Genomic DNA, 24,074 nt, shown 5'->3' on the forward strand with positions numbered 1-24,074 from the left:
AACCACATGAAGAGGATTACTTTTGTAACGATTCTGGTTTTGGTTGGGCTTATTGCTGCATGTGCACCCGCTGCTTCCGCACCGGCTGAAGAAGCACCTGCTGCTGAACAACCTGCAGCAGAAGAAGTTGCGCCTGCCGCTGAAGAAGCGGCTGTCCCCGTTCCCCCCAGCAAGAAAGTTGCCTGGGTCGCGTCCAATATCGCGAATGAGTTCACAACCGGCATGGCAGCCAATGCTGAATCCGTTGGTGCAGAACATGGTTGGGAAGTAACTGTATTCAACCCCGATTCTGATCTGAGCAAACAGATTTCTCAGCTCGAAAATGCAGGTTCACAGGGCTATGCGGCTATCATCTTTGACCCGGTTGCCTATGATGGTATGACGGCAGTCGTTGAAGAATTGACTTCGAGCTACGACATTCCTGTGATCACCTTGCATGGTTCCTGCTCTGCCCAAGATTTGCTGACCGCGTTTGTGGCCATCAACATTCAGGAAGGTGGACGTTTGAAGATGGAACAAGTTGCCAAAGATTTGAACGGAAAGGGCGACATTGCCATCATGACCGGTACCGAGGGTCAGACCACCGCCATCTTCATCACCGATGGTTATTATGAAGTGCTTCCCGAATATCCTGACATCAATGTCGTTTTCACCGGTGCAGGCAACTGGAACGCTGATGATGCCACCCCGCTGGCCGAGAACTGGTTATCCTCCGGCAAGAATCTGGATGCGATCGTTTGCAACAACGATGGTATGGCGCTGGGCGTGCGCGCAGTTCTGCAAGCTGCCGGCTTGACCGGGCAGATCAAGCTCTATGGTCTGGATGCAACTCCCGAAGGCCGCAAGGCCATTCGCGACGGCTCCATGAACGCCTCAATCTGGGTGGATTCCCACGCAGAATTTGTGGCGGCATTTGACATCATCGATGCTTTCTATGCTGGTGAACCCTTCGAGAAGGAAGTTATGATCGCTCCCACCCTGGTTACCAAAGACAACATCGATGAGTTGTTCCCGAACGATTAGGCGTTCGGTCTTACAAATAACGCTTATTACTCTGGTGCGGATTCACCAGAGTAATAAATAATCATACTATAAAGTGTACAAATTATTTTAATTCTTGGGTCGAGGGAAATTATTCCCGGGTTTTACGAGTATGTTTTCAATGGAGGGCTGTTATGGCTGCTAAAAAAGTTAATGTAGGCATTATTGGATTGGGTTTTGGAAAAGAATTTATTCCGATTTATCAGCAGCATCCTTACGGGGGCGAAGTCGCCATCTGTACCAGGCGGGAAAATGTACTGCAGGAAATTGGCGACCAGTTCGGCATTTTGCAGGACATGCGCTTTACCGATTTTCACGAAATGATTGCGGATGACCGTCTGGACGCGATCCATGTAGTTACCCCGGTGATGGACCACTACCCGATGGTGATGGAATCGCTCAACGCGGGCAAACACACGGCTTGCACCATCCCCATGGCTACCACCATTGAACAATGCCAGGATATCGTTGCCGCGGTCAGGCGAAGCGGGAAAGTCTATATGATGATGGAAACGTCATTGTATACGCGTGAATATCTATATGTAAAGGACCTGGTCGATACCGGCAAGATCGGCCGCATCCAGTTTGTGCGTTCGGATCACATGCAGAATATGGCCATGGAAGGCTGGCCGGCATATTGGCAGGGCTTTCCGCCTTTCCTCAACGGCACGCATGCTTTATCACCGGCTATTACCATAATAGGAAAACGCCCGATATCCGTCATCGCGCATGGTTCCGGCCAACTTAGCGAAGAACGGGCGAAGAATCACGGCTGCCCGTTCGCGGTCATCACAGCGACCTTCCAATTCGCAGATTCGGACGTGATCGCAGAATCCACAAGGTGCATCAACGAAACCATCCGGCAGTGCCGTGAAGGGTTCGACGTGTACGGCACTGAGCGCTCGTTCGAGTGGGAGCAGGTGATCGATGATGGACATGTGATCTTCAACGGAATTGACGACGCGGAGAAAATTGAATGTCCGGATACGGACCAATACCTTCCCAATGAAATCGCCAATTTCACCAAACGGGAGGCCATTACGGACACCAGCCATACCTCGTTCCGGCAGGGCGTTGGCCATGGCGGTTCACATCCGCATCTGGCTCACCAATTCCTGAAAGCCATAGTGGAAGGAAGCAAGGCCGAGGTGGATGAAATTACCGCGGCTACCATTACTTGCGCCGGAATTTCCGCGCAGGAATCTGCCATGCATGGCGCCAAAAAGGTGATGATCCCCGATTTTGGTTATTGAGATTGAAGTCCGTTTTATTAAGAAGTTCAGGAGCATAGATGAAAAACATTAGTGAGCGTTTGACAATCCCTCAGCAGATTGTATACGTAGCTAAATTCATGTTTGAACGAGAATTAACTGATATTGCCGGCGGCAACATCAGCGCCAAGGTTGGGGATGTCATTTACATGACGCCCACGTTGGCAGGCAACCAGTATCACTGGGATATCGGCCCTGAGGACGTTGTCAGCGGTTCTTTATCAGAAATCGAACAGTTCAAAAAACATTCGCGGTTTTCCCGGGAGGGATTATCTCATCTCGCGATCTATCAGGCTTTCCCATATGTCGGCGCCGTGATTCACGCTCATCCAAAGTACGTTCTTCCGTTCACAGCCTCGTCTAAGCCGATCCCGGCGGTCCTGAATTCCTCAAAAAGTTTCGGAACCCTGCAATATCATACCGAAGCGCCTTCTTATTCCCAGGAACAGGCGGATCTGATTGTAGAAATGTTCAAAGACCAGGAAGCAGGATTGAAGAGCAAGGCGGGTGTTGTATTAATGCCCCGTCATGGGGTCATCTTGGGGAGCCCGGACCTTATCACTGCCCTGGATTGTTTACAGCGCATCAACACGAACGCGTTTGCTGTCATGACACAAAAAAGGATTGATTAATAATAGAGAGAAAAATATGATTTTAACTGTATGTCCCAACACTGCTATTGACAAGATTTATTTCATCGAGCGCTGGACACCCGGCATTCCTATGCGTACGAATAAAATGACCACTTGCGTGGGTGGAAAGGGCTTGAATTCATCGGTTGTACTCAGCCAGTTGGGAGTGGATACAGTCGGTATGGGTTTTTTCGCCGGAAAGGTGGGTCAGGAACTTATCGAGGTTCTGAAAGAATACGGGATCAAGCCGGATCCGATTTGGGTGGATGGAACGACTCGTATCTCACACGTGATCGCCGAAGAGGACACCAATATTCACAGCCATTTGATCGTTGGTGAATTATTGATCAATAGTGCGCAAGATCAGGAATTTGTGAAGGAGTTTGAAGCCAGGGTTAAAGAAGCCGATTGGGTCATCATGGCGGGCACGATGCCGCCATCTTTGAGCATTGATTTCTATCTTCGTTTGATCAAGATCGCGCAGAAATCCGGGGTTCCCTGCCTGATCGATTCCCAGAAGGACTACATGGTGAAAGCGGTCGAGGCCAAACCGACCATTGTCAAAATGAACAAGGAGGAATTCGAATGGACCTTTTCCGTGGAGGCCAAGGATTTCAACTCGTTGGTGGAGGTCGCGAAGAACTTCAAAAAAGAAAAGGGCATCGATAACCTGATCATCACCATGTCAAAGGATGGCATCCTGGCATTGACCACTGACGGAATTTTCCTGGTAAAGGCGCCCGAACAAAAACCGGTCAACGCGGCTGGAGCCGGCGATTCGGTATCCTCGACTTTGGCATGGCGATTATCGTTAGGGGAAGGTTGGAAATCGGCACTTCATTGGGCAGGCGCTGTCAGCGCGGCGACCGTATTGACCAAACGCACCGGAGACGTTGAGATGAAGGATGTCGATCGGATCATGCCGGATGTAACTGTTGAAAAATTGGATTGAGTGTTTACCGAATCTCTTGAAGAACAGTTTTTAGATAAAATCCCCGGAAAACCCCGGGGACTTTATCTAACAGGTTGGATTTTTTGAAGGAGACAACATGCGATCAGGCTTTTTTCCCCGTCCGAAAGTGCAGCCAGATGTACCCCAGTACAGCCACGCTGCCAACGATGCCGCAGGCATACCAAACCCAGTGCGGGTCGTAGTTGTCGATCACCAGACCGGCCAGGTAAGGTGTGATTAGATAAGACAGGTTAGTGCTCAGGTTGAGCGCGGCCATGTAGCGCCCGCGTTTATCCTCGGGCGCGAATTTGGCTGCCAGGGTCTGGCTGAGCGGATCGATGACCATCTCACCGATGGTCAGGATGGCCATGGCCAGCGCGAAGGGCAGCAGGCCGTTGACGAAACCGAACATGGCGTAACCGGCGGTGGAGAAGGCCGCGCCGATGGCCAGCGCGATCAGCGGCTTCATCTTATCTGCCTGACGGGTAACCCAGAATTGCATGACCACCACCATGACAGCGTTCAGACTGAGGATGTAACCGTAATAGCGGTTCGGAAAGCCCTGCACATCGCGCATATAAACAGACAACGTAGAGAGCATCTGCATCATGACCGCGAAGGTCAGCATCAGGAAACCCAGCAGCAGCACGTAATCGCGGTCTTTGAGCACCTGCAGGTAACCCTTCAAGCCGATCTTGTCCGACTTGCGTTCCTCTTCCTCTTGCGCGGATAACTTCTCCGGCAGGGTTTCATCCAGCAGCTTTAGTACGATGAAGAACGTGATGGTGCTGGTGATGGCGTCGCCGATGAATAGCCAGTTGTAGGAGAAATCCGAGATGAACCCGCCGATCAGGGGTCCGATGGCGACGGTCAGGTTATAGACCACGCGCAGCACACCAAAGCCGCTGGAACGTTTATTTTCGGGCAGGATGTCCGCCAGCATGGCCTGATGCGCCGGCCCGCTCATGGCGCCCAGGAAGCCCGCGGCGACTGCCACCAGGAAAAGCACGTAGAAGTGGTTGACGAAGATGATGACCGTACTGAACAGCCCGCTAACCAGCAGGCCGAACAGCATCAACTTTTTTCGGCCGTAGCGGTCGGCCAACCCGCCGCCGACGATCCCGCCCAGCATGCGTCCGGCGGTTTGGGCGCCCAACAAGAGCCCCACCACGCTCAAGCCGACTCCGAACTTGGCGGTAACGTACAAAGTAAAGAATGGATAAATAAGGTTGCCGCCCAGGTTGTCGATGAACAGGCCCAACATCATAACCCAGAAGGATTTTGGGTATTCTTCTACTGTATTGCGAATTTTATTGATCATGTTGAAACTGCCTTTTACTTTCCCGATAGACAATATGAAGATTTTATCCTGAAAAATTAACGCGATCGACAGGCTCTCAACCAATTCCACATTAACAAATTACGATTATTGTCAGACTGTATATGATTATTTTATACAAGAAAAGGTCTGAATATCATGGATTATTGCTCACCATGGATTAGAATTAAATTAGTATGGAAACCCTTAAACTGATCGGGCAAAACGCCGAAAAATTACTGCACGAGATCCCGGACGAGGTTACCCTGCTGGCGGCGGCCAAGACGCGCACACCTGAAGAGGTGCGGGCTGCCTGGGAAGCGGGCATCCGCTGCTTTGGGCATAATTACGTGCAGGAGGCGCAGGCCATGCTGCCGCAGCTCGATTTCCGGGCTGAATGGCACATGATCGGCCATCTACAGCGCAATAAGGCTGACCTGGCGGTTTCGCTCTTTGATTTGGTGGAAACGGTGGATTCGGCACGCTTGGCGCGGGCATTGGAGAAATATTGCGCCCAGCAAGAAAAATCATTGCCAGTTTTTATCGAGGTGAACAGCGGGTGCGAGGAAAATAAGGACGGCGCGCTGCCGGAAGCGGTAGATGATTTGGCTGCTATTATTGGTACTCTGCCGCACCTGAAATTGCAGGGACTGATGACCATGGGTCCGTTGACAGGCGACGCGGAGCTGTCACGCCCATATTTCAAAACCACTCGCGAAATATTCGACCGAATCAAAAAGGAGAATCCGGAACTGCGCTGGCTATCGATGGGAATGAGCCACAGCTATAAGGTGGCGGTAGATGAGGGGGCCAACCTGGTACGTATTGGAACGGCCTTGTTTGGCCCGCGAAAATGAATCATGATAAAATATATCTAAATTATGCGTAATGGTTGTATTGTCGGAAAGAAAAAGAGCTATCTTCCCTGATCGTTGGCATAATATCTTGATTTCGAACTTGTTAGCCATCGCACATAACAACACCAAACAAGCCGGACGAAATTTGCTAAAATTAAATAGAGGAAACCATGCGTGTTGTTGTTGAGTTCACAGGCGTATCCAGAATGTTGACGGGACAGTCCGAAGTTGATCTGACCCTGTCCTCTGGGGATACACTGCAGCAGGTTATTACCTCCCTGGCAAAACGATATCCAGCCCTAATTGGTGAGGTGTTTGAAAAGGGCGGACAAAGCCTGATCCCCACCAATGTTTTCAGCCTGAACGGCGAAAAGATCATCCACGAGAATGAATTAACCTTTAAACCAATGGATGGCGATAAATTAATATTGCTGTCTTTATTAGCCGGCGGATAGAAACCGGTACATTCTATTGACATAAGGAGTGAGCATGTTCGGTTACAGCGGAAAAATTTTACATATTGATCTGACTGAACGTAAAACATGGGTGGAGAACAAACCCGAAGAATGGTACAAGCTATGGATTGGGGGAGTCTCGATGGCTTCCCGCTTGTGCTGGGAGAATATCAAACCGGGCTGCGACCCTTATTCGCCGGATAATCCCGTCTGCATTGCCAACGGCATTTTTGCCGGTACGCCGGTTCCGGTGGGCGGCAAATATGGCCTGGCATCCAAATCTCCCATGACCGGTTTCATCGGCGATAGTCTATCCGGCTCCTGGTTCACCATCGCGCTGAAACGCGCGGGTTGGGATGCTGTGGTGATCCACGGCGCCAGCGAGAGCTGGGTGGATATCTTCATTGACGACGATCGGATTGAGTTTCGTGATGCCACCAAGTTATTGGGGTTGGGCACCTTCGAAACCGAAGAAGCCATTCGCGAAGCGTTGAACGATGATCAAGTGCGTTCCGCCACCATCGGCCCATCCGGAGAAAACATGGTGCGTTTTGCCAATGTGACCAACGACGGCCGTCAGGCCGGCCGCACCGGACATGGCGCGGTATGGGGTTCCAAGAAATTGAAAGCTGTTTCGGTGCGCGGGACACACGGCATTAAAGTGGCCGACCCGAAAGCGCTGAATGAACTTTCCATCCACATTGTCAAAGAAGCGCAGGGCCCGCACACATCCAAATACCGCATCCTGGGTACTTCCACGAATATGCTGAATATGAATAAGCTGGGACTGCTGCCCACCCGCAATTACAGCGAAGGCGTTTTTGAAGGTGTGGAGACGATCAGCGGCGAGTACTTGCATGAACACAACAAAGTAAAAACCATTGCCTGCGCGCAATGTCCGATTGCCTGTGAACAAATGTCCATGGTAAAAACCGGACCGTGGGCGGGGGCAATGACCGGTATTGAGTATGAATGCTTGTTTGCCAACGGTTCCAATCTGGGAGTTGATGACATCAACACGGTAATCAAGTTGATTTCCGTCGCGGACAGCAGCGGTATGGATGCCATATCTATGGGAATTACAATTTCCTGGGCGATGGAAACCTTTGAAAAGGGCATCTTCACCAAAGAAGATTTTAAGTGTGAAAAGTATCCTGAAGGGTTTGAATTGCGCTTTGGCGATGGGGAAGCGGCCGTTACCACAGCGGAAATGATCCGCGACAAGGAAGGCATTGGCAAACTGCTTTCGGATGGCACGCGCATTGCCAGCAGTACTATTGATGCTGAGCGCGGCACGGAGACTTACAAATGGGCCATGCATTCCAAGGGGCTGGAGCCGGCCGGTTACGAAGCGCGCGGGTTGAAGACCTTCTCGCTGGGTTCCGCGGTAGGCACACGCGGCCCATGCCACAACCGCACAGCTGCCTACGACCCGGATATCCAGGGTCAGGTAGACCGTTTCTCTGTGGATGAAACGCGCGGTGAATTGGCTAAAGACAGTGAAGAGTACGCGGCGGTATATGATACCCTGCCGCTGTGCAAGTTCATCCGGCGCTGCTTTACCGGCAAAGCCGACCGGGCGGGCGCCTGGCCGACCATCGTCAACCTGATCAACGCGACCACCGGTTGGGACCTGCAATATGAAGACATCGACCCCATCGGAGAGCGTGCCCATACCATCAAGAAAGCTTTTAACATCCGTGAGGGCTGGAAGCGTTCGGACGATACCCTGCCTTACCGCTGGATGAATGAACCCATGACCAAAGGCCCTTCAGCCGGACATTTCACTTCCAACGAAGAGCTGGAATATATGAAGGACTGTTATTACGAAGCCAAAGGCTGGACAAAGGAAGGCATGATACCCAAATCCAAGTTAATTGAGCTGGGTATGCCGGACGTAGCCGAAGAAATTGGCGTATAGACTCAACGGAGAAGAATAATGCCATCATCAACTTCGAAATATCAATATATCGACTGCGATCCGGATTTGTGCATCGGCTGCCAGATTTGCGAATACGTTTGTTCTTACACCAAGACCGGTGAATATAACACTTACCGCAGCCGCATCCGTACGGTGCGTGTGGATGAAGTGCTGATCACCGCGTTAGCCTGCCGCACCTGCGAAAATGCCCCCTGCGTGCTGGCCTGCCCGCAGGACGCGCTGGATCAGGATCCCGATACGGGAATTATCGTTATTAACGCGCAAAAATGTGACGCTTGCGCCTGGTGCGTGGAAGCCTGCGATTTCGGCGCGATATCCGTTAATCCGCTGACTAAACTGGTAGAAATATGCGACCAGTGCGAAGATCAAGAAGACGGCCCGCAGTGTGTGAAGTGGTGCCCGAAGGAAGCTCTCAAGCTGACCACGCCGGAGAAGCAGGCGCAGAAAGCCCGCCGGGATGCCCTCAAGTCGATTAAGGATGAGATCTTACCCAAGATTCCTTTAAAAGAAACGACCTGTTAGTCATGCAAGTCAATACACTATTTTCAAAGGAGCGGCATGAGCGATAGCCCCAACCAAGAAGAACTGCGCATCGGTGTGTATATTTGCCACTGCGGCAGCAATATCGCAGGCGTTATCCCTCCCGCGGAGGTGGCCGAATGGGCCTCTCATTTGCCGGGAGTGGTGCGCGCCACGGATACACTGTACGCCTGCGCCGACAGCGGCCAGTCCCTCATCAAAGAAGACATCAAAAAGTACAACCTGAACCGTGTGGTCGTGTCAGCCTGTTCTGTGCGTATGCATGAGACCACCTTCCGCGGCGCTGTCTCGGAAGCCGGATTGAACCCTTTCCTGATGGAAATGGCTAACATCCGCGAGCAGTGCACCTGGGCGCATGGGCACGATAAAGCCGGCGCACTGGAAAAAGCCAAGGATCTGACCGCGGCCGCGGTTGCCAAAGCGCGTTTCCTGACACCGCTGGAATTTATCACGGTGCCGGTCACCAAACGCGCCATGGTCATCGGCGGCGGCGTTGCCGGCATCAGCGCGGCGCTCGATCTGGCCGATCAGGGTATTGAAACAGTTTTAGTGGAGAAAGAACCGACCATTGGCGGGGTCATGGCGCAGTTGAATAAGACCTTCCCGACCATGGACTGTAGTATATGAATTCTCGCACCTAAAATGGTTGACGCGGCGCGTCATCCGAAAATTACAGTCAAGACCTACACCAATGTTGAACGCGTAGAAGGCTACGTGGGTAACTTCAAAGTGCAACTGCGTGAGAAAGCGCGCTATGTGCGCGCGGATCGCTGTAACGGCTGCGGCGAATGTGCCAAGGCCTGCCCGGTTGAAGTACCCAATTATTTTGAAATGAACCTGGCTCCGCGTAAAGCGGCTTATGTTCCCATGAGCCAGTCTGTTCCCCTGCTGTATACCATTGATATGGACGCCTGTATCCACTGCTATAAATGCGTGGATGCCTGCGGCGCGCTGGATGCGATTGATTTCAGCCAAGAGGATAAAATCGAGTGGGAAGACGTCGGCTCTGTTGTGGTCGCCACGGGCTTCAACCACTTTGATCCCAGCGTGATCCCTGAATATGGCTACAGCCAGTATCCGAATGTGATCACGGCCATGGAAATGGAACGCCTGAACAACTCAGCCGGCCCCACCACGGGCAACCTGATCCGGCCCAGCGACGGTTTGAATCCCAAGCGCGTGGCTATCATCAACTGTGTGGGTTCACGCGATAAGCGCTTCAACCCATGGTGTTCCAACTTCTGCTGCATGTACGCTATCAAGAACGCCATCCTGCTCAAGCAGGCTAATCCGGACATCGACCTGTCCATTTACTATATAGACATCCGCACACCCTCCAAGGGTTACGAAGAGTTCTACGACCGCGCTCGGGAGATGGGTATCCACTTTATTCAGGGACGCCCCAGCCTGATCTCGGAAGACCCACTGACCAGGAACCTGTATATCCATTCGGAAGACCAGGCACTTGGCAAGGTAATCGAGAAAGAGTATGACATGGTCATGCTCAACCAGGCGGCTGTACCGCAGCCGGACGTGGACACGGTCAGTTCCATCTTGAATATCTCGCAAAGCCCGGGCGGCTGGTTCATGGAATATCATCCCAAGCTGCGTCCGGTGGACAGCCCGACCGACGGCATTTTCCTGGCGGGCGCCTGCCAGGGGCAGAAGGACATCCCGGCTTCCGTATCTTCCGGTTTGGCTTGTGCATCGCGCGCCGGCCGCATCCTGCATTCGGATGAGTGGCAAATTGAGCCCATCATCGCGCAGGTTTGGGAAGACCGCTGTGTCAGCGCGGAAGGCAAGCAGTGCGGCGTGTGCGCCAAGGCCTGCCCGTACGGCGCCATCACGGTCGAAAAAGGCACCGCGGCGCTGATTACCACGGCCAAGTGCCACGGCTGCGGCGGCTGTGTGGCAGAATGCCCACACAACGCCATCACCCAAATGCACTATACCGACGCGCAGATTCTGGCGCAGATCCGGGCCCTGCTGGCGGAGAAACCCGAAGAAAAGATCTTCGCTTTCCGTTGCCAGTGGTGTTCCTATGGCGGCGCGGACCTGGCCGGCACCAGCCACTTTGATTATTCCTCCAACGAACGCGGTATCCGCGTCATGTGTTCAGCGCGTATGGACAGCGACTTTATCTACGAAGCTTTCCGCCTGGGGGCGGGCGCTGTGATGTATTCCGGCTGCCACCCGCAGGACTGCCACTACATCACCGGCCAACGTGTAGGCGCCGTCCGCGCCGACCGTTTGCTGAAGACGCTGGAAAAACTGGGCATGAGCGACGGACGTTTCCGCATTGAGTGGATTTCCGCGGCTGAAGGCGATAAATATTCACGTGTGATTAACGAAATGCAACAGACCATCAACGATATCGGCATGCAGCAAATCCTGGCTGAAAACGCCGCTATGCGGCCGGAGTTGGAAAAACGCTCGCGGCGCATGTACGAAGTGCCCATGGTGCCGGAAGCGTCTACTTATTCGGATAAGATGGTTATTGCCATGAGCGTCAAGGAGGTCAAGGATGGAAAGTGAACGCCCCCTGACCTTCGCCGATGAGGTGCGCGCCGTGCCCGGCGGAGAGCACCTGGACAGGTGCTATTCCTGTGGCACGTGCGTCAGCCGCTGCCTGATCCAACAGAAACTGGAGCCGGATTACAATCCGCGCCGGCTGCTGCGCATGGTCATGCTGGAAATGCGCGAAGAAGCTTTTCAAAGCCCGACCACCTGGCTGTGCTCAGCCTGCGACCTGTGCTACAGCGCCTGCCCGCAGGAGATCCATATCTCCAGCGTGATCAACGCGGTCAAGCACCTGGCGGTAAAAGCCGGATATAAGCCGGTGATCCAATCGGCCAAAGTGAACGCGCAAACCTGCGTGGGCTGCGGCCTATGCGAGCAGGCCTGTCCCTACGAAGCCATTACGTTGGAAAAGACCAACGTGCCCTTCCGCGGCAAGGAACTGACCATTGCGCAGGTGAACGCTGAAAAATGCATGGCCTGCGGGTTGTGCGCTTCGGTGTGCCGCTCGACCTCCATTGAGCTGTCCACCGCTGCCCCCAGCGAAGAATTTATCGAAGACATCCACAGTTGGATGATGAAGCAGCGCAGAGAGGTGGCCGCATGAGCGCCAAACCGCATTTCTTCCTGTTCCAATGCCAATACTGCCTGGCGGCATCCGATGACCAGCACTGGGTGGAGAATGACCTGCCGAAGAATGTGAAATTGATCAAGACTCCCTGCACCGGCCGCATCAGCCCCATGTTCGTGCTCAACGCTTTTCAAAGCGGCGCGGACGGCGTGCTGATCAGCGGCTGTATGCCGGAGAAATGCCATTACATCAAGGGCAACCTAGGCGCCCGGCGCCAACTGGACGAGTTCGCCCGGCTGCTGGCCTACCTGGGCATGCAGCCCGAACGGGTGCGCTTTGTATGGATGAATGTGAGCGAACGCGGCCGCATCCAGCAGGAAGTGGTCGATTTCGAAGCGCAGTTGGCTGCGTTGGGACCATCTGAAAAATTCGCCGCGATCAGCGCGAGCGGGAACGCGGGAGGCAGATATGGCCAATATTGATGCCCTGCGCCAGGAAGTCTCGCGCGTGTTATCCGAAAAAATCGTCGATGTCGTGCTGGGTTTCGAAGCGGGCAGCCTGCCCACGCGTAACCAGCCGGTATTCATCCATAAGGCCAAAGAAAGTAAAAGGCTAGTAGATAACGGCTTCGGCTCCAACAACCTGGCAGCGCTACTGGCCCAGCGGCCAAAAGACGAAAAGATCGGCGTGATCTGCCGCGGCTGTGAAAGCCGCGCCATCCGCGCTTTGACGGTTGAACAGCAGCTTAACCGCGAAAACCTTTACCTGATCGGTGTGCCCTGCCGGGGCATCATCGACTGGCGTGCTTTGGAGCGTGCCGTGGACGGCGAGATTTTAGCGGTGGCCGAAGACGGCGAAGACCTGCTGGTCACGCTGAAGGACGACGAGAAGAAGCTGGCGCGCGCGGAAGTGCTGCACAGCGCCTGCCGCAACTGCCGCCAGCCCGACCCGGTGGGGACGGACGTGCTGATCGGCGAGTTGCCCGCGCGGGAAGGTTTAGCGCAGCGTTCGCCGGACGTGGCTGCTTTCCTGGGCAAGGACGCCGACGCGCGTTATGCCATCTTCAGCGAAGAGGCCGAGCGCTGCATCCGCTGCTACGCCTGCCGCGAAGCCTGCCCGATGTGCTACTGTACCGAATGTTTCGTGGACCACATCACCCCGCGCTGGAGCGAGAGCATGGTTTCCAAAGGCGGCACGCAAGCCTGGCACATCATCCGCGCTTTCCATCAGACCGGCCGCTGTGTGAGCTGCGGCGCCTGTGAACGCGCCTGCCCGATGGAAATTAAAATGGAATACATTACCGACCGCTTGAATGAAGACATGCAGGACATGTACGGATTTGAAGTGGGCGCCAACGACAGCGACCAGCCGCCCTTCGCGGCCTTCTCGCTGGATGACCGCAACCGGTTCAAGGAGTAGAGCGATGAGCTATAAGACAACCCCCGTGAACCAATTCCCCAAGCTGGTCAGCCAGTGGATCAAAAAATACGACGTAACCGCCCCGGCGGAAGCCAAAAACGGGCTGGAATACAAGACCATCGGCGACCCAGCCGAGATGATGCTCAATAACCGCGTGAATACCACTTACGCGCCCAAGGCTTTTTTCCTGCCGCAGTCCGAAAAGCTGTTCACGGTTGAGCATGGGCGTTTCCAGGCACCGGAATTGAAAACCAAACCGCGTTTGCTGCTGGGCGTACGCCCCTGCGACACGCGCGCTTTCTGGCTGCTGGATACCGTTTTCCTGGCCAAAGGCGAGGAAGATGCCTACTGGCAGCGCCGGCGCGCGGACAGCCTGGTGATCTCGTTTGGCTGCGACACGCCCTGCGCCTCCTGTTTCTGCACCTCCGTGGGCGGGGAGCCTTTCGGCAGGGAAGGTTCGGATATCCAGATGACGCAGTTGGAAGACGTCTATGTATTCGAAGCTTTCACCGAAAAGGGCAGCGCGCTGATCAACAAATTGCCAGAAGCCGACGCGGCCACCGTTAAAAAGGTCAAGGCACTGCAAAAGACCAGCGCGGCCGAGATGCCCAAGGCATTCGATAACACCAACCTGCGCGATCATCTGTACGCGTTGTTCGAAGACGACTTTTGGAAGGAAGTGGCCGAAACCTGCCTGGGTTGCGGCGTATGCACCTACCTGTGCCCGACCTGCTACTGCTTCGACATCGTGGACGAAGTACAGCGCGGTGAACGCGTGCGCAACTGGGATACCTGCATGTTCCGCGTGTATTCCCAGGAAGCCTCTGGGCACAACCCGCGCCCGAACAAGGCCGCCCGCACCCGCCAGCGCGTCATGCATAAATATGCCTACTGGATTGATTCCATCAACGAATTCGGCTGTACCGGCTGCGGCCGCTGCGTGGTGAATTGTCCGGTGAACATCGACATCCGCGAAATTGTGAGCGCCGCACAGGCGCGCAGCGCGAAAATGGAGGCGGCAAAATGAACCTCTACCAACCCATGCCCATGCGCGTTGAGCGCGTCATCAACGAAACCAGCGACCTGACGCTCAAATCTTTTGAGTTGACCTTCGAAAACAAGACTGACCAAAAGGCATTCTTTGAGAAATACAATCCCGGCCAGTTCTGCCAATTTTCCGTGTTCGGCAAGGGCGAAGCGCCCTTCGGAATCGCCTCGGCTGCCTGGGAAGGCCCGTTCGTGCGCTTTACGGTACAAAACGTTGGCTCGTTGACCCAAACCATTCACAATTTGCAGCCCGGCGACCTGGTCGGCGTGCGCGGCCCCTTAGGCAACGGTTTTCCGCTGGACAAGCTGAAAGGCCGCAACCTGGTCATCATCGGCGGCGGCTGTGCTTTTTCGACGCTTTACGCGCTGACCAAGCACATTATGTACAAGGAACACCGCAAGGATTACGGCCAACTGACCATTGTTTACGGCGCGCGCAATTCGGGGCTGTGCCTGTACAAAGCCGACATCGAATCCTGGTATGACCGCAGCGACATGGTCATCCACCAGGCCATCGACGTACCCGAAGAGGGCTGGGACCATCACGTCGGCTACGTGCCGGACGTGGTCAAGAAGGTTGCCCCGGCACCCAAAAACACATCGGCGATCGTGTGCGGCCCGCCCATTATGACCAAATTCACCCTGCCCATCCTAAGCGAATTGGGATTTCCGCCCAAGGAGATCTATACTTCGCTGGAAAAACGCATGAAGTGCGGCGTGGGCAAGTGTGGCCGCTGTAATATCGGATCCAAATACGTCTGCAAGGACGGCCCGGTCTTCACGCTGGCCGAATTGAACGACTTGCCGCAGGACATCTAAGGAGTAGCGCATGCCCGGAAGAGGACTAACCCAAAAACACAGCAGCCCCGAAGCCATTGTGCTGGAGCGGGCCATGGTCACGCGCCATTACATCATGCGCTGGGATCTGGGACGCTGCGTGGGCTGCCAGATTGGCCCGGCTGTCTGCCCGCATGATGCCCTGACGCACGTGGACGCCGTACTGGAAGACGGCCGCATGAGCGTCAAACAGCTGGTGGACGTGGACGCGGACAAGTGCGTTTTCTGCGGCGAGTGCGTGGAAATGTGCCCGCTGAACGCCATCGATATGACCGTCAACGGCGAAGTGGAAAATCCCGTTATCAAATATGAAGCCTTCCCGACCCTGACGCAGTCCACTGTGTTCAACAAGGACGCGTTTGACTGGTCGCGCAAGGATTTTGTGATCGACAACTGCCCCACCAACGTGATCAGCTACGACGAGAAAGAAAAGACACTGGTGGTGGACGATGCTCACTGCATCCGCTGCCGGCAGTGCGAAGTGGCCAGCGACGGCGCCTTTATCGTGCAGCAGCCCTGGAAGGGCAGCGTGAAATTGCAGCGCGAGAAGTGCGTGGAAGGCTGCCTGGCCTGCGCGGATATCTGCCCCACGCGCGCCCTGCACATCAATGACGAGGGCGAGCTGGTGCTGGCGGATTACTATTGCATTAAGTGCGGCGCATGTATGCAGATCTGCCCGGTTAAACCGGAGATCGAAGAATACGAAGTGGTGGCCGAGGATTACGGTGTCGAGAAAGTGGTCAAGCACCAGCGCATCACCAACGCGCCGGAACTGCCGGTGCTGGTGGAACGCTGGCGCGTGGCGCATTCCGAAGTGCACAGCGGTTCCTGGACGCAGGCGCTGCTCAAGCTGGCGGATGAGAAAGCCGAAATGGTGGAGATCGACCGCAAGCGCGCGCTCAAACGGCGCGACCTGATCTTTTCGCTCAAGGGCGGGCGCAATATCGAAGAAAAGCCTGAATAGGACGCTTGAGTTTTTTGGTTTTTGCCACAGATAAACACGGATAAAACCAAAACACTTTTAAAAATTTGATTCACACAGATAAAGTGAACCATCATGATTCCGAATTTCTTCTGAAGTTCGGAATTTTTATTTTGTATTTGTAAGCCAAGGACGAGACAGAAAAAATTATTTAATATGAAATTACCTGCAATTAATAAAAAATAATCCAAAATCTGTCATTGCGAGGAGCTTGCCCACTCGCTTTTCTGTGGGCAAGCGACGTGGCAATCTCAGCTCTTTGCTCACATCTCCACGATTCAATACCTGCTCCTTCTTCCTTTTATCTATCCTATCTCAAAGCTGAGATTGCTCTCTCCAAGAGGGTGCTTTGCGATTCCCCGAGGGAATGCTCTGCGATCGTCACTACGTTCCTCGCAATGACATGAGTGCGAGGAAAGGTATAGATTAAAATAACTCTATCCAAAATTTTCAAAATTACGGCTGCGGATGCTTACTTTTCTGGTTGTCAGAAGCCAAAAACGCATAGAAGGGCGATAAAATAAACCCAATACACGATACTAATGTTTATTTATGGAGGGAAGCTTGGAAGAAAGTATCAAAGAAAAAATTGTTGCCGACGCAGTCGCGCGCATGGATGAAAGCTACCACTGCTCGGAAGCCATTTTATTAGCAGCTGCCGGCCACTACTTGCCGGATTTGGACCCATTGGCCGTGCGCCTCTCCACACCCTTTGCGGGCGGGGTGGGCTGCTCGCATATGGAGTTGTGCGGTGCGCTTGCCGGGGGAGTGCTGCTGATCGGTGCGCTGTATGGCCGCGAGGATGCGCAGACGAATGACGATCTTTGCCAGGCGCTGACCGCTGGTTGGCGTGAGCGCTTCATGAAGGAGTTCGGTTACACCTGCTGCCAGGACCTGCGCGAGAATTGGGTGGGGCAGCCGGGCCAGCCGGATTGCAAAGCGCTGGTGGGGCGGGCGACCGGCCTGCTGGTGGATTTCCTGGAAGAAACCGCCCATAAAGCCTGATCATCTTTTCTTTATCGCGCATTCACAAGCAACCAAACGGAGATACCCATGCTCAGCAAATATCTGGAAATTGTCGAAAAAGGCATCGTGGTGGTCAAGAACGAAGAGGTCAACGCGGATGATCTGGGGCCGAACGAGGCCATCATACAGAACGAGACCTCCGTCATCAGCGCCGGCACGGAGCTTTCGCGCGTGTTCGCGCTCAAACCGGGTGTGACTTACCCGGTGCGGCCGGGTTACGCCTCGATCGGGCGCATCCTGCAAAAAGGCAGCGCCCTGGTGGATTACGAGGTGGGTGAAAGTGTTTTTTACCTGGGCAACCACGCCTCCTTGCTGCGTTTCACCGGCAACGGTGTGGAAGAGTGGAATCACTTCTTCAAAGTACCGGAAGGATTGGATTCTGTGGAAGCACCCCTGGCCTGCATGATCGGCATCGCCCTGACCGGGCCAAACGACTGCGAGGTCAAGATTGGCGACAGCGTAGCCGTATTCGGGTTGGGTGTAGTGGGCCTGCTGGCAGCACTACTCTACCAGATCAACGGCGCGCGCGTGATCGGACTGGATCCGGTGGAAAGCCGCTGCGAGCTGGCGAAAGCATTGGGCATCCGCGAGACGATCGCCTGCGCGCCCGTGGAACAGGCGGAAGCGGTCAAAGCCCTGACGGATGGATTGGGCGCGGACATCGGTGTGGACGCGGTGGGGCAGTCCAGCGTGATCGCAACTGCCATCCAAGCCACGCGGCCGTATGGCCAGGTAGTATTGCTGGGTACACCGCGCGCTGCGGCCGAGGGCAACCTGACAGATATCTTCAACCCCATCCACATGAAGATGTTGACCGTACGCGGAGCGCTGGCCGCCAATGCCGTACCGCTTAAACCTACCCCCGGTTTCAAACTGAGCTTCGAGCGCAATTATCGCACGGCTTTTGAACTGATGCTGAACAAACAGATCGATGCTTCCAAGATCATCAGCCACGTCATCCGGCCGGAAGAGGCCGAGGCGGCCTACCATGGTTTGTACTACGACAAGGAGCATTACCGCTGTGTGGTGATCGATTGGCGTTAATGCGATCAGCGTAAGATTTCCCTAGCAAAAATAATTTACAAGATTCAGCGGCAAATTAAGTAGACTGCCGCTGAATTTGTCTTATACTTGTGCCCAATATTTATCCGCCGGCCGGGTATCTACTTTCAGAGCCGGCACGTTGAATTCTTCATAACGCAGTAGTACTCACCATTAGAAAGGCAGGGTTGTTCGCATGAGCCATTATAAAATCGTTATCTCCGATTACTATTATCCCAACATCGACCAGGAACGCCGGATCCTGGCGCAATTAGGTCCGGACGTCGAGATTGTGGACTGTACTCAGATCATTCCGGGGGGCGCAAAAACATGTGAACAGCTGCTCCCTTTTGTGGGCGACGCGGACGCGCTCATGACCCAGTTTGCCGGCGTCGACGCGCAGGTGATCGCGGCTATGCGGCAGTGCAAAGTTATTGCTCATTATGCGGTTGGTGTAGATCTCATCGATATTGAAGCTGCCACCCGGAAAAACATTAAAGTTGCCAATGTGCCGGATTATTGCCTTGACGAGGTGTCCAATAGCGCTATCGCATTGATGCTGGACGCCCTGCGCAAGATTACGGTCGCGCGCGACCTGCTGCTGAAAGGGGAGTTCAACATGGACGCCATCCAACCCATCAAGCGCGTCAGCGATACTACGCTGTGTCTGATCGGTTTTGGCAATATCGCGCGCAATGTGTATGCCAAAGCCAAAGCTTTCTTTGCCAGGGTAGTGGTTTACGACCCTTATTTCAATGGCCAGGCGGATTATCCCGAAATCACATTCCTGACGCTGGAAGAAGCGCTGTCCCAGGCAGACGTAGTCTCCATCCATGTGCCTTTAACAAAATCAACCAAAGGGTTGTTGGGGCGCGCGCAATTCGCGCAGATGAAGGACGGCGCGGTGCTGGTCAACACGGCGCGCGGCGCGTTGATCGACGAGGACGCCATGCTGGAGGCGCTGGACAGCGGCAAGCTGGGTTATGCCGGGCTGGATGTGCTGGCGGACGACGAATATGAGCATACCGCCTTCCTGCGCCACCCGCACGTGTGCCTGACGCCGCATATTGCCTGGAACTCGGACGGTTCGCGCGAAGAACTGCAGCGCAAAACCGCCGAGAACGTGGTCAGCGCGCTGTTGACTGGCCAGCCGGTATATTGCGTTAATTAATAAAATAAACCGTCCTCCATGAACATGAGTGGAGAACGGTTTTCTTTGTTAATATCAGGGCAGGTTATTGCTCTGCGTATAGGCGTTAGGCGGTTTGACGCTCTTTGGCGGTCGCCAGCCCCCAAACGATAAAGCCCAATGCCAGGCTGCCGGCTATACCACCTACGGCCAGGAAGGCATTGGCAACGCGCGGCAGGATGCTCTCGGTTATAGCCTGTAAAACAGTAGGGGAGCTGAGGAAGGTTGGCAGGCTGCCGAGATGGGCTTGCTGCAGCCCATATTGGGCCCAATACAGTGCGCTGCTGCTCTGCAGAACCAATCCCAAAAAGAAAACCGGAAGCGCGGAAACCATCAACATCCAGCCCAACCACTGCAAACGCACTCGCCAACTGCTGTCCGCGATTAGCGCCGTGATATACCAGAAACACAATGCGATGAACGCCAGGAATAATACCGACAGCATGACACCGGCCGGTCCAGCCATACCCGGCAGATAGACCTGCCAATCCTGCTCGTTATACCACTGCTCACTCAAGGGAACTTCATCCGGGATTTGGGCCAGAGCTTGCGGGAGGGCGGGTTTTAAGAAATTTTCGATCAATAGCTCTTCGGAAATGCCTTGCGGCTTGCAGGGAGTCTGTCCTTCCCCAAACCCGGGTGTCTGTCCGGACTGGCAGTCGGGCAGGGCAGTTACCAGCGCGGTCAAGAATTCATCCTGTTTCTCTTGAGTCAGGGCGGTTTTGATGGGCAGCAGGTCGATGGTTGGTGTGAATTCCCGGGTTATCCCCTGAATATTATCGAAAAATCCATTTACAATCGCGCTTAACTGACCTTTCAGGTAGTCCTGGGTGATCACGCTGCGCAGGACCTCATTGAGCGCCTGGGTGTCCGCGTCCGCGGGCAGCGCGATATAGCTGCGCAGAACGTCATCCAGCGTTTGGTCGGATAAAATAGCCTGGTAGACCTGATCCTGGTCCAGCGCGTCAGTGAAAAACGTGCGGTCCAACGCCCAACTAATGGTACTGAACGCGGTCAGGCTGGCCAGCAGCAGGGGGAAAACCAGGCAAATGGTAAGAATTACGGCAATCAATTTTCGCATGTTTACTCCTAAAGACAATATGGTCTTAAATATATACGGGTTAATTCGGGTGAAGTTCTCTCTTTCACTTAACCCATACCGGATCAGGGCTGATCCGTTGTCGAGTTGTCATCCACCAAGGCCAGGTTATCGATGCTTAGCGCAACAGAATTATCCGCGTTTACACCAAAGGCAATTCCAATCACCAGGTTCGAGGAATCGAATGGGCTGTTTGCATTTTCTTCCCATTCCACGCGATGAAGATCTTCCCAACGCAGCGTGACCGGTATCCAGCCTTCCGTGCTTTCGGTGGTTGTTTCGATCGAGTATGTGTAGGTTTGCAGCGCGTCAGCGCTGCCGGTGTACAGGTTGACGTCAAAGACCGATCCGGTTTCCAATGCGTGAAGCATGAAGGTGAATCCTTCTGATGCGGACCAATCTTGCGCCTGGTCGAAAAGCATTGAGCAGGTTGCCCAGTCATCCGCTTTAACTTCCAAGTTGACCGTTAAAGCGCGCGCGCCCTCGTAGGCTGATCCCTCTTCGACTGCGCAATTCATCGATGTATTTGCCGGGTTACCGCTGAACAACTCCCATCCATTGGCGCTCAACGGATTGTCGCTTTCAAAATCATCGATCATGGCTGCCAATGCCATTGATGAACCGGTTACGCTGCTCTCCGGGGAATTGTTCGCATGGGCTGCGCTGTTCGTTGGGGTGGGTTCTTCTTGTTGGACTGCGACCGGCATTTGCGAAGACGCGCTTGCCTTCCAGCGCTGATAATAACAATTTAACAGGGGAATGAATTCTTCGGTTGCCTTTTGGCTGCCGATCTCAGAGGGATGATCATCTCCGCTTGGGTAATAAAGCGTATTGCCCGTCGAGGTTATATGCTCAATTTGACCGTTATTGTAGCGGTGATGCGCATCTTTGCCGGTCAGGATGTTGTAGAAGTCAAAGACGGCCACATTTTCCAATTGATAATCATTTTCCGATAACCAATCTTCCACCAGCCAATTATTGAAGGCACGTGCATTTTTCGCGTATGCGCGGCTGCTGACCGGCGGAGCGGTGACGACGATGAATAATTTATCCGGCCGGGTTGCGAAGTATTGTAAGAGTTGGTTATAAACATATTTCGCGCCGCTTACGCTCAGATCGGCAAACGTGCCGGGTGGATCGTCAGGGCTGCCGCTTAATTCCGAGTTGGGAAAACAGGATTTAAACATGATGATCGTATTCTCACCGCCCGGATCGACCAGTGAACGGGAATAATTACTTAATTGCCCATTTTCATCGTAAAGGGCTTGTGTGATTTCTTCCGTCTGGGCGCTGCGGAACCATTCCAACCAATCAGGAATATCCGTCCGGTCGCCGATCGCATCCGGCCCCCAGCCGTAGTTGGTGTCACTTACAAAATAATTGTTCTGCCCCAATTGCTTACCCAGGTTTCCGTACCCGTCCGTCAACCAATTTTCACCGCAGGAATGGTGGATGAAAATCAACTTGACCGGCTCATCTGGTGGTTGTGGATCGGGAGAATGCAGGGAGTTTGCTGCGGTGGAGAACATAAAAACACTCAGCAATAGGGATATCAGCAAGAACTTATGGATTTTACGCATGATTTCCGTCTTTCTACTTAACTTAATCAAATTATAGAGAATATAGAGGCAAAGTCAATTAACCAGGTGCCTCCTAACCCTGAAAATGTTAATCAAACATTAAAAACAAAGTCTGGAATTTTGTATATATAATCAGGATACCTGAGATACATTGCAGGGTTAATATAATCAAATAGATTTAGCTCATTGGAGGTTATTATGATGGACCGTATTATTGCAGCTTTTACGTTCAAACCCGGGGTTTATAAAGAGGTTGAGGACGACACCACGTTTACTTCAAGCGCCTGGATGATTGTGGCCGTGGTGGCCTTTCTCTCCGGCCTGGGCTCCACCGCGGCTGCCGCCGACGGCATCGGCGCCGGCTGGATCTTCGGCGCAATTTTCGCGGCGCTGTTTTCCGTAGGCGGATTTGCCCTGGGCGCTTTTGTGATTGGCTGGGTAGGCAAGACCTTCTTCAACGCGGATGTGACCTTTGACGAATTGGTGCGCACCCTGGGCCTGGCTTATGTCTGGAATGTCGTTCAATTCCTGAACATTATCACCCTGGCCGGTTCCGGAATGCGTTGGATCAGCCGCCCGATCACATTCCTGGCCGGCCTGGCAGGATTGTTCGCATGGTTTATGGCCGCTAAAGAAGCACTGGACCTGGAATGGCCGCAGACCATTGGTACGGTGATCATCGGCTGGATTGTCATGGCGATTGTTACTGCAATTGCCAGCGGTTTGTTGGCCGTATTCGGTTTGGTTAGTGTGAGCACTTTGATGGGTGCACTCTAACTAATTATTGGCTTTGAATTTAGAAAGGCAGCATGGGTATATCTTGTGCTGCCTTTTTGATAACACGATGCTTTCCCCTGGGGAATGCTTCGCGATCCTCCAAGAGGATGCTATGCGATCCTCCGAGAGGATGCGTCGCGATCCTCCAAAAGGATGCTTTGCGACTCCCAAAAGGAATGCTGCACGGTAAACCTTCCACACTTCACTTTGAGCAGGTATGCAGCTTTTTGGGCGGCGAAACTAAAAATATCCAGATGCGTATAAATAAGTATAAGTAATGAATATCAAGGAGAATGCAAAATGGGTGAAAAGGTCAGCGAAAAAAGAGAATTAGGCGAATTTAACTCCATCAATATGCGTGGTATTGGCAAGTTGTTCGTTACACAGGGAAAAGAACAATCCGTCATGGTTGAAGGTGATAAGTTGGCGGTCAGTCGCATTACCACCAATGTCGCCGACGGCAAATTGGTCATCGATGTCGGCCGCGATTGGGTGGAAAAAATCAGCGCAGGTTTTGACTTCCTTTCGGAAAACGATATCCGCATCAATGTTGTCCTGAAAGAATTAACCGAACTTGAAGTAGCGGGAGCCGCTGATATTGAGGTAAATGATATTAAAACCGACAGCCTGGAGCTGAAGATGATTGGCGCTTCCAATGTCAAAGTAATGGGTTTGAAGGTGGATTCTTTGAAGACGGAAATCCCCGGGGCCGGGAAAGTTTTAGTTGAGGGCAAGGCGAAAGACCAATTGGTAACTTTGGCAGGCGCGGGCAACTTCAGCGGACATGAATTGGAATCGGACACTGCCAAAGTTGTATTAAGTGGCGTGGGCAGCGTGCAGCTATGGGTTAAGAAGGAATTGGACGTCACCATCGCAGGAGTTGGCAGTGTTGAATACTACGGAACTCCTTCAGTCAAACAAAGTTTAACCATGCTGGGTAAAATAACCTGCCTGGGTGAGCACAAGTAGAACTGAAAACAG

24 protein-coding genes are annotated in these 24,074 nt (G+C 53.5%); 21 read left to right on the forward strand and 3 right to left on the reverse strand.

The features are described 5' to 3' along the window. The first annotated feature begins 6 nt into the window (after nt 1–6). The 4 genes from Pelsub_RS05010 (at nt 7) to Pelsub_RS05025 (ending at nt 3,896) form a co-directional block, all read left to right on the forward strand. Nucleotides 7–1,023: a sugar ABC transporter substrate-binding protein gene (locus tag Pelsub_RS05010; RefSeq protein WP_116224818.1), complete on the forward strand. Its 1,017-nt coding sequence runs from the start codon at nt 7–9 to the stop codon at nt 1,021–1,023. Nucleotides 1,024–1,175: 152 nt separating this feature from the next. Beyond that, nucleotides 1,176–2,294 (forward strand): Gfo/Idh/MocA family protein, encoded by a 1,119-nt coding sequence (locus Pelsub_RS05015; protein WP_116224817.1) that lies wholly within the window; start codon nt 1,176–1,178, stop codon nt 2,292–2,294. Between the two features lie 38 nt (nt 2,295–2,332). Then, on the forward strand, nt 2,333–2,944 hold the full coding sequence (locus tag Pelsub_RS05020; RefSeq protein ID WP_116224816.1) for a class II aldolase/adducin family protein: 612 nt from the start codon (nt 2,333–2,335) through the stop codon (nt 2,942–2,944). A 16-nt stretch (nt 2,945–2,960) separates the two neighbouring features. Continuing rightward, a complete protein-coding gene (locus Pelsub_RS05025; RefSeq protein WP_116224815.1) occupies nt 2,961–3,896 on the forward strand; it encodes a 1-phosphofructokinase family hexose kinase in 936 nt (311 codons plus the stop codon). 103 nt (nt 3,897–3,999) lie between these two features. Here the strand turns inward: Pelsub_RS05025 and Pelsub_RS05030 are convergent, their stop codons facing one another. Further along, entirely contained in the window at nt 4,000–5,217 is a 1,218-nt protein-coding gene (locus Pelsub_RS05030) for an MDR family MFS transporter (RefSeq protein ID WP_126440403.1), read from the reverse strand. 194 nt (nt 5,218–5,411) lie between these two features. Between Pelsub_RS05030 and Pelsub_RS05035 the strand changes: the two genes are divergently transcribed. The 15 genes from Pelsub_RS05035 (at nt 5,412) to Pelsub_RS05100 (ending at nt 19,619) form a co-directional block, all read left to right on the forward strand. Beyond that, on the forward strand, nt 5,412–6,071 hold the full coding sequence (locus tag Pelsub_RS05035; RefSeq protein ID WP_116224813.1) for a YggS family pyridoxal phosphate-dependent enzyme: 660 nt from the start codon (nt 5,412–5,414) through the stop codon (nt 6,069–6,071). A gap of 170 nt (nt 6,072–6,241) precedes the next feature. Beyond that, on the forward strand, nt 6,242–6,526 hold the full coding sequence (locus Pelsub_RS05040; protein ID WP_116224812.1) for a MoaD/ThiS family protein: 285 nt from the start codon (nt 6,242–6,244) through the stop codon (nt 6,524–6,526). 34 nt (nt 6,527–6,560) lie between these two features. Continuing rightward, nucleotides 6,561–8,447 (forward strand): aldehyde ferredoxin oxidoreductase family protein, encoded by a 1,887-nt coding sequence (locus tag Pelsub_RS05045; RefSeq protein ID WP_116224811.1) that lies wholly within the window; start codon nt 6,561–6,563, stop codon nt 8,445–8,447. Between the two features lie 18 nt (nt 8,448–8,465). Continuing rightward, entirely contained in the window at nt 8,466–8,990 is a 525-nt protein-coding gene (locus Pelsub_RS05050; RefSeq protein ID WP_116224810.1) for a 4Fe-4S dicluster domain-containing protein, read from the forward strand. A 36-nt stretch (nt 8,991–9,026) separates the two neighbouring features. Further along, a complete protein-coding gene (locus tag Pelsub_RS15840; protein ID WP_198418398.1) occupies nt 9,027–9,635 on the forward strand; it encodes an FAD-dependent oxidoreductase in 609 nt (202 codons plus the stop codon). Between the two features lie 15 nt (nt 9,636–9,650). Next, nucleotides 9,651–11,543 (forward strand): hydrogenase iron-sulfur subunit, encoded by a 1,893-nt coding sequence (locus Pelsub_RS05055; protein ID WP_198418399.1) that lies wholly within the window; start codon nt 9,651–9,653, stop codon nt 11,541–11,543. Then, the gene (locus Pelsub_RS05060) at nt 11,533–12,132 is read left to right on the forward strand and encodes a 4Fe-4S binding protein (protein WP_116224808.1); all 600 of its coding nucleotides are present in this window, start codon (nt 11,533–11,535) and stop codon (nt 12,130–12,132) included. Before Pelsub_RS05055 ends, Pelsub_RS05060 begins: the two co-directional genes overlap by 11 nt. Beyond that, complete coding sequence (locus tag Pelsub_RS05065; protein WP_116224807.1) at nt 12,129–12,578, forward strand: hydrogenase iron-sulfur subunit; 450 nt, start codon at nt 12,129–12,131, stop codon at nt 12,576–12,578. Before Pelsub_RS05060 ends, Pelsub_RS05065 begins: the two co-directional genes overlap by 4 nt. Beyond that, the gene (locus Pelsub_RS05070) at nt 12,565–13,515 is read left to right on the forward strand and encodes a 4Fe-4S dicluster domain-containing protein (RefSeq protein WP_116224806.1); all 951 of its coding nucleotides are present in this window, start codon (nt 12,565–12,567) and stop codon (nt 13,513–13,515) included. Before Pelsub_RS05065 ends, Pelsub_RS05070 begins: the two co-directional genes overlap by 14 nt. Before the next feature lie 4 nt (nt 13,516–13,519). Beyond that, nucleotides 13,520–14,542 carry a 4Fe-4S dicluster domain-containing protein gene (locus tag Pelsub_RS05075; RefSeq protein ID WP_158674986.1) on the forward strand — a complete coding sequence of 341 codons (1,023 nt, stop codon included), beginning with the start codon at nt 13,520–13,522 and terminating at the stop codon, nt 14,540–14,542. Further along, nucleotides 14,539–15,381, forward strand: coding sequence for an FAD/NAD(P)-binding protein (locus tag Pelsub_RS05080; RefSeq protein WP_116224804.1), 843 nt, complete (start codon nt 14,539–14,541; stop codon nt 15,379–15,381). Before Pelsub_RS05075 ends, Pelsub_RS05080 begins: the two co-directional genes overlap by 4 nt. Before the next feature lie 10 nt (nt 15,382–15,391). Then, entirely contained in the window at nt 15,392–16,363 is a 972-nt protein-coding gene (locus Pelsub_RS05085; RefSeq protein WP_116224803.1) for a 4Fe-4S dicluster domain-containing protein, read from the forward strand. Nucleotides 16,364–16,945: 582 nt separating this feature from the next. After that, the gene (locus Pelsub_RS05090; protein ID WP_158674987.1) at nt 16,946–17,386 is read left to right on the forward strand and encodes a C-GCAxxG-C-C family protein; all 441 of its coding nucleotides are present in this window, start codon (nt 16,946–16,948) and stop codon (nt 17,384–17,386) included. Nucleotides 17,387–17,434: 48 nt separating this feature from the next. Further along, nucleotides 17,435–18,451 (forward strand): zinc-dependent alcohol dehydrogenase, encoded by a 1,017-nt coding sequence (locus tag Pelsub_RS05095; protein ID WP_116224801.1) that lies wholly within the window; start codon nt 17,435–17,437, stop codon nt 18,449–18,451. Between the two features lie 193 nt (nt 18,452–18,644). Continuing rightward, nucleotides 18,645–19,619, forward strand: coding sequence for a C-terminal binding protein (locus Pelsub_RS05100; RefSeq protein WP_116224800.1), 975 nt, complete (start codon nt 18,645–18,647; stop codon nt 19,617–19,619). A gap of 85 nt (nt 19,620–19,704) precedes the next feature. Here the strand turns inward: Pelsub_RS05100 and Pelsub_RS05105 are convergent, their stop codons facing one another. Further along, complete coding sequence (locus Pelsub_RS05105) at nt 19,705–20,718, reverse strand: hypothetical protein (protein WP_116224799.1); 1,014 nt, start codon at nt 20,716–20,718, stop codon at nt 19,705–19,707. A gap of 83 nt (nt 20,719–20,801) precedes the next feature. Further along, entirely contained in the window at nt 20,802–22,316 is a 1,515-nt protein-coding gene (locus tag Pelsub_RS05110; protein ID WP_116224798.1) for a carbohydrate binding domain-containing protein, read from the reverse strand. 198 nt (nt 22,317–22,514) lie between these two features. On the opposite strand from Pelsub_RS05110, the gene Pelsub_RS05115 reads away from it, so the two are divergent. Both Pelsub_RS05115 and Pelsub_RS05120 read left to right on the forward strand, forming a co-directional pair. Then, nucleotides 22,515–23,093, forward strand: coding sequence for a YIP1 family protein (locus tag Pelsub_RS05115; RefSeq protein WP_116224797.1), 579 nt, complete (start codon nt 22,515–22,517; stop codon nt 23,091–23,093). Nucleotides 23,094–23,393: 300 nt separating this feature from the next. Further along, a complete protein-coding gene (locus Pelsub_RS05120) occupies nt 23,394–24,062 on the forward strand; it encodes a head GIN domain-containing protein (RefSeq protein ID WP_116224796.1) in 669 nt (222 codons plus the stop codon). The last annotated feature ends 12 nt before the right edge of the window (nt 24,063–24,074 follow it).

The organism is Pelolinea submarina, assembly GCF_003966975.1.
Taxonomy (GTDB): Bacteria; Chloroflexota; Anaerolineae; order Anaerolineales; family Anaerolineaceae; genus Pelolinea; species Pelolinea submarina.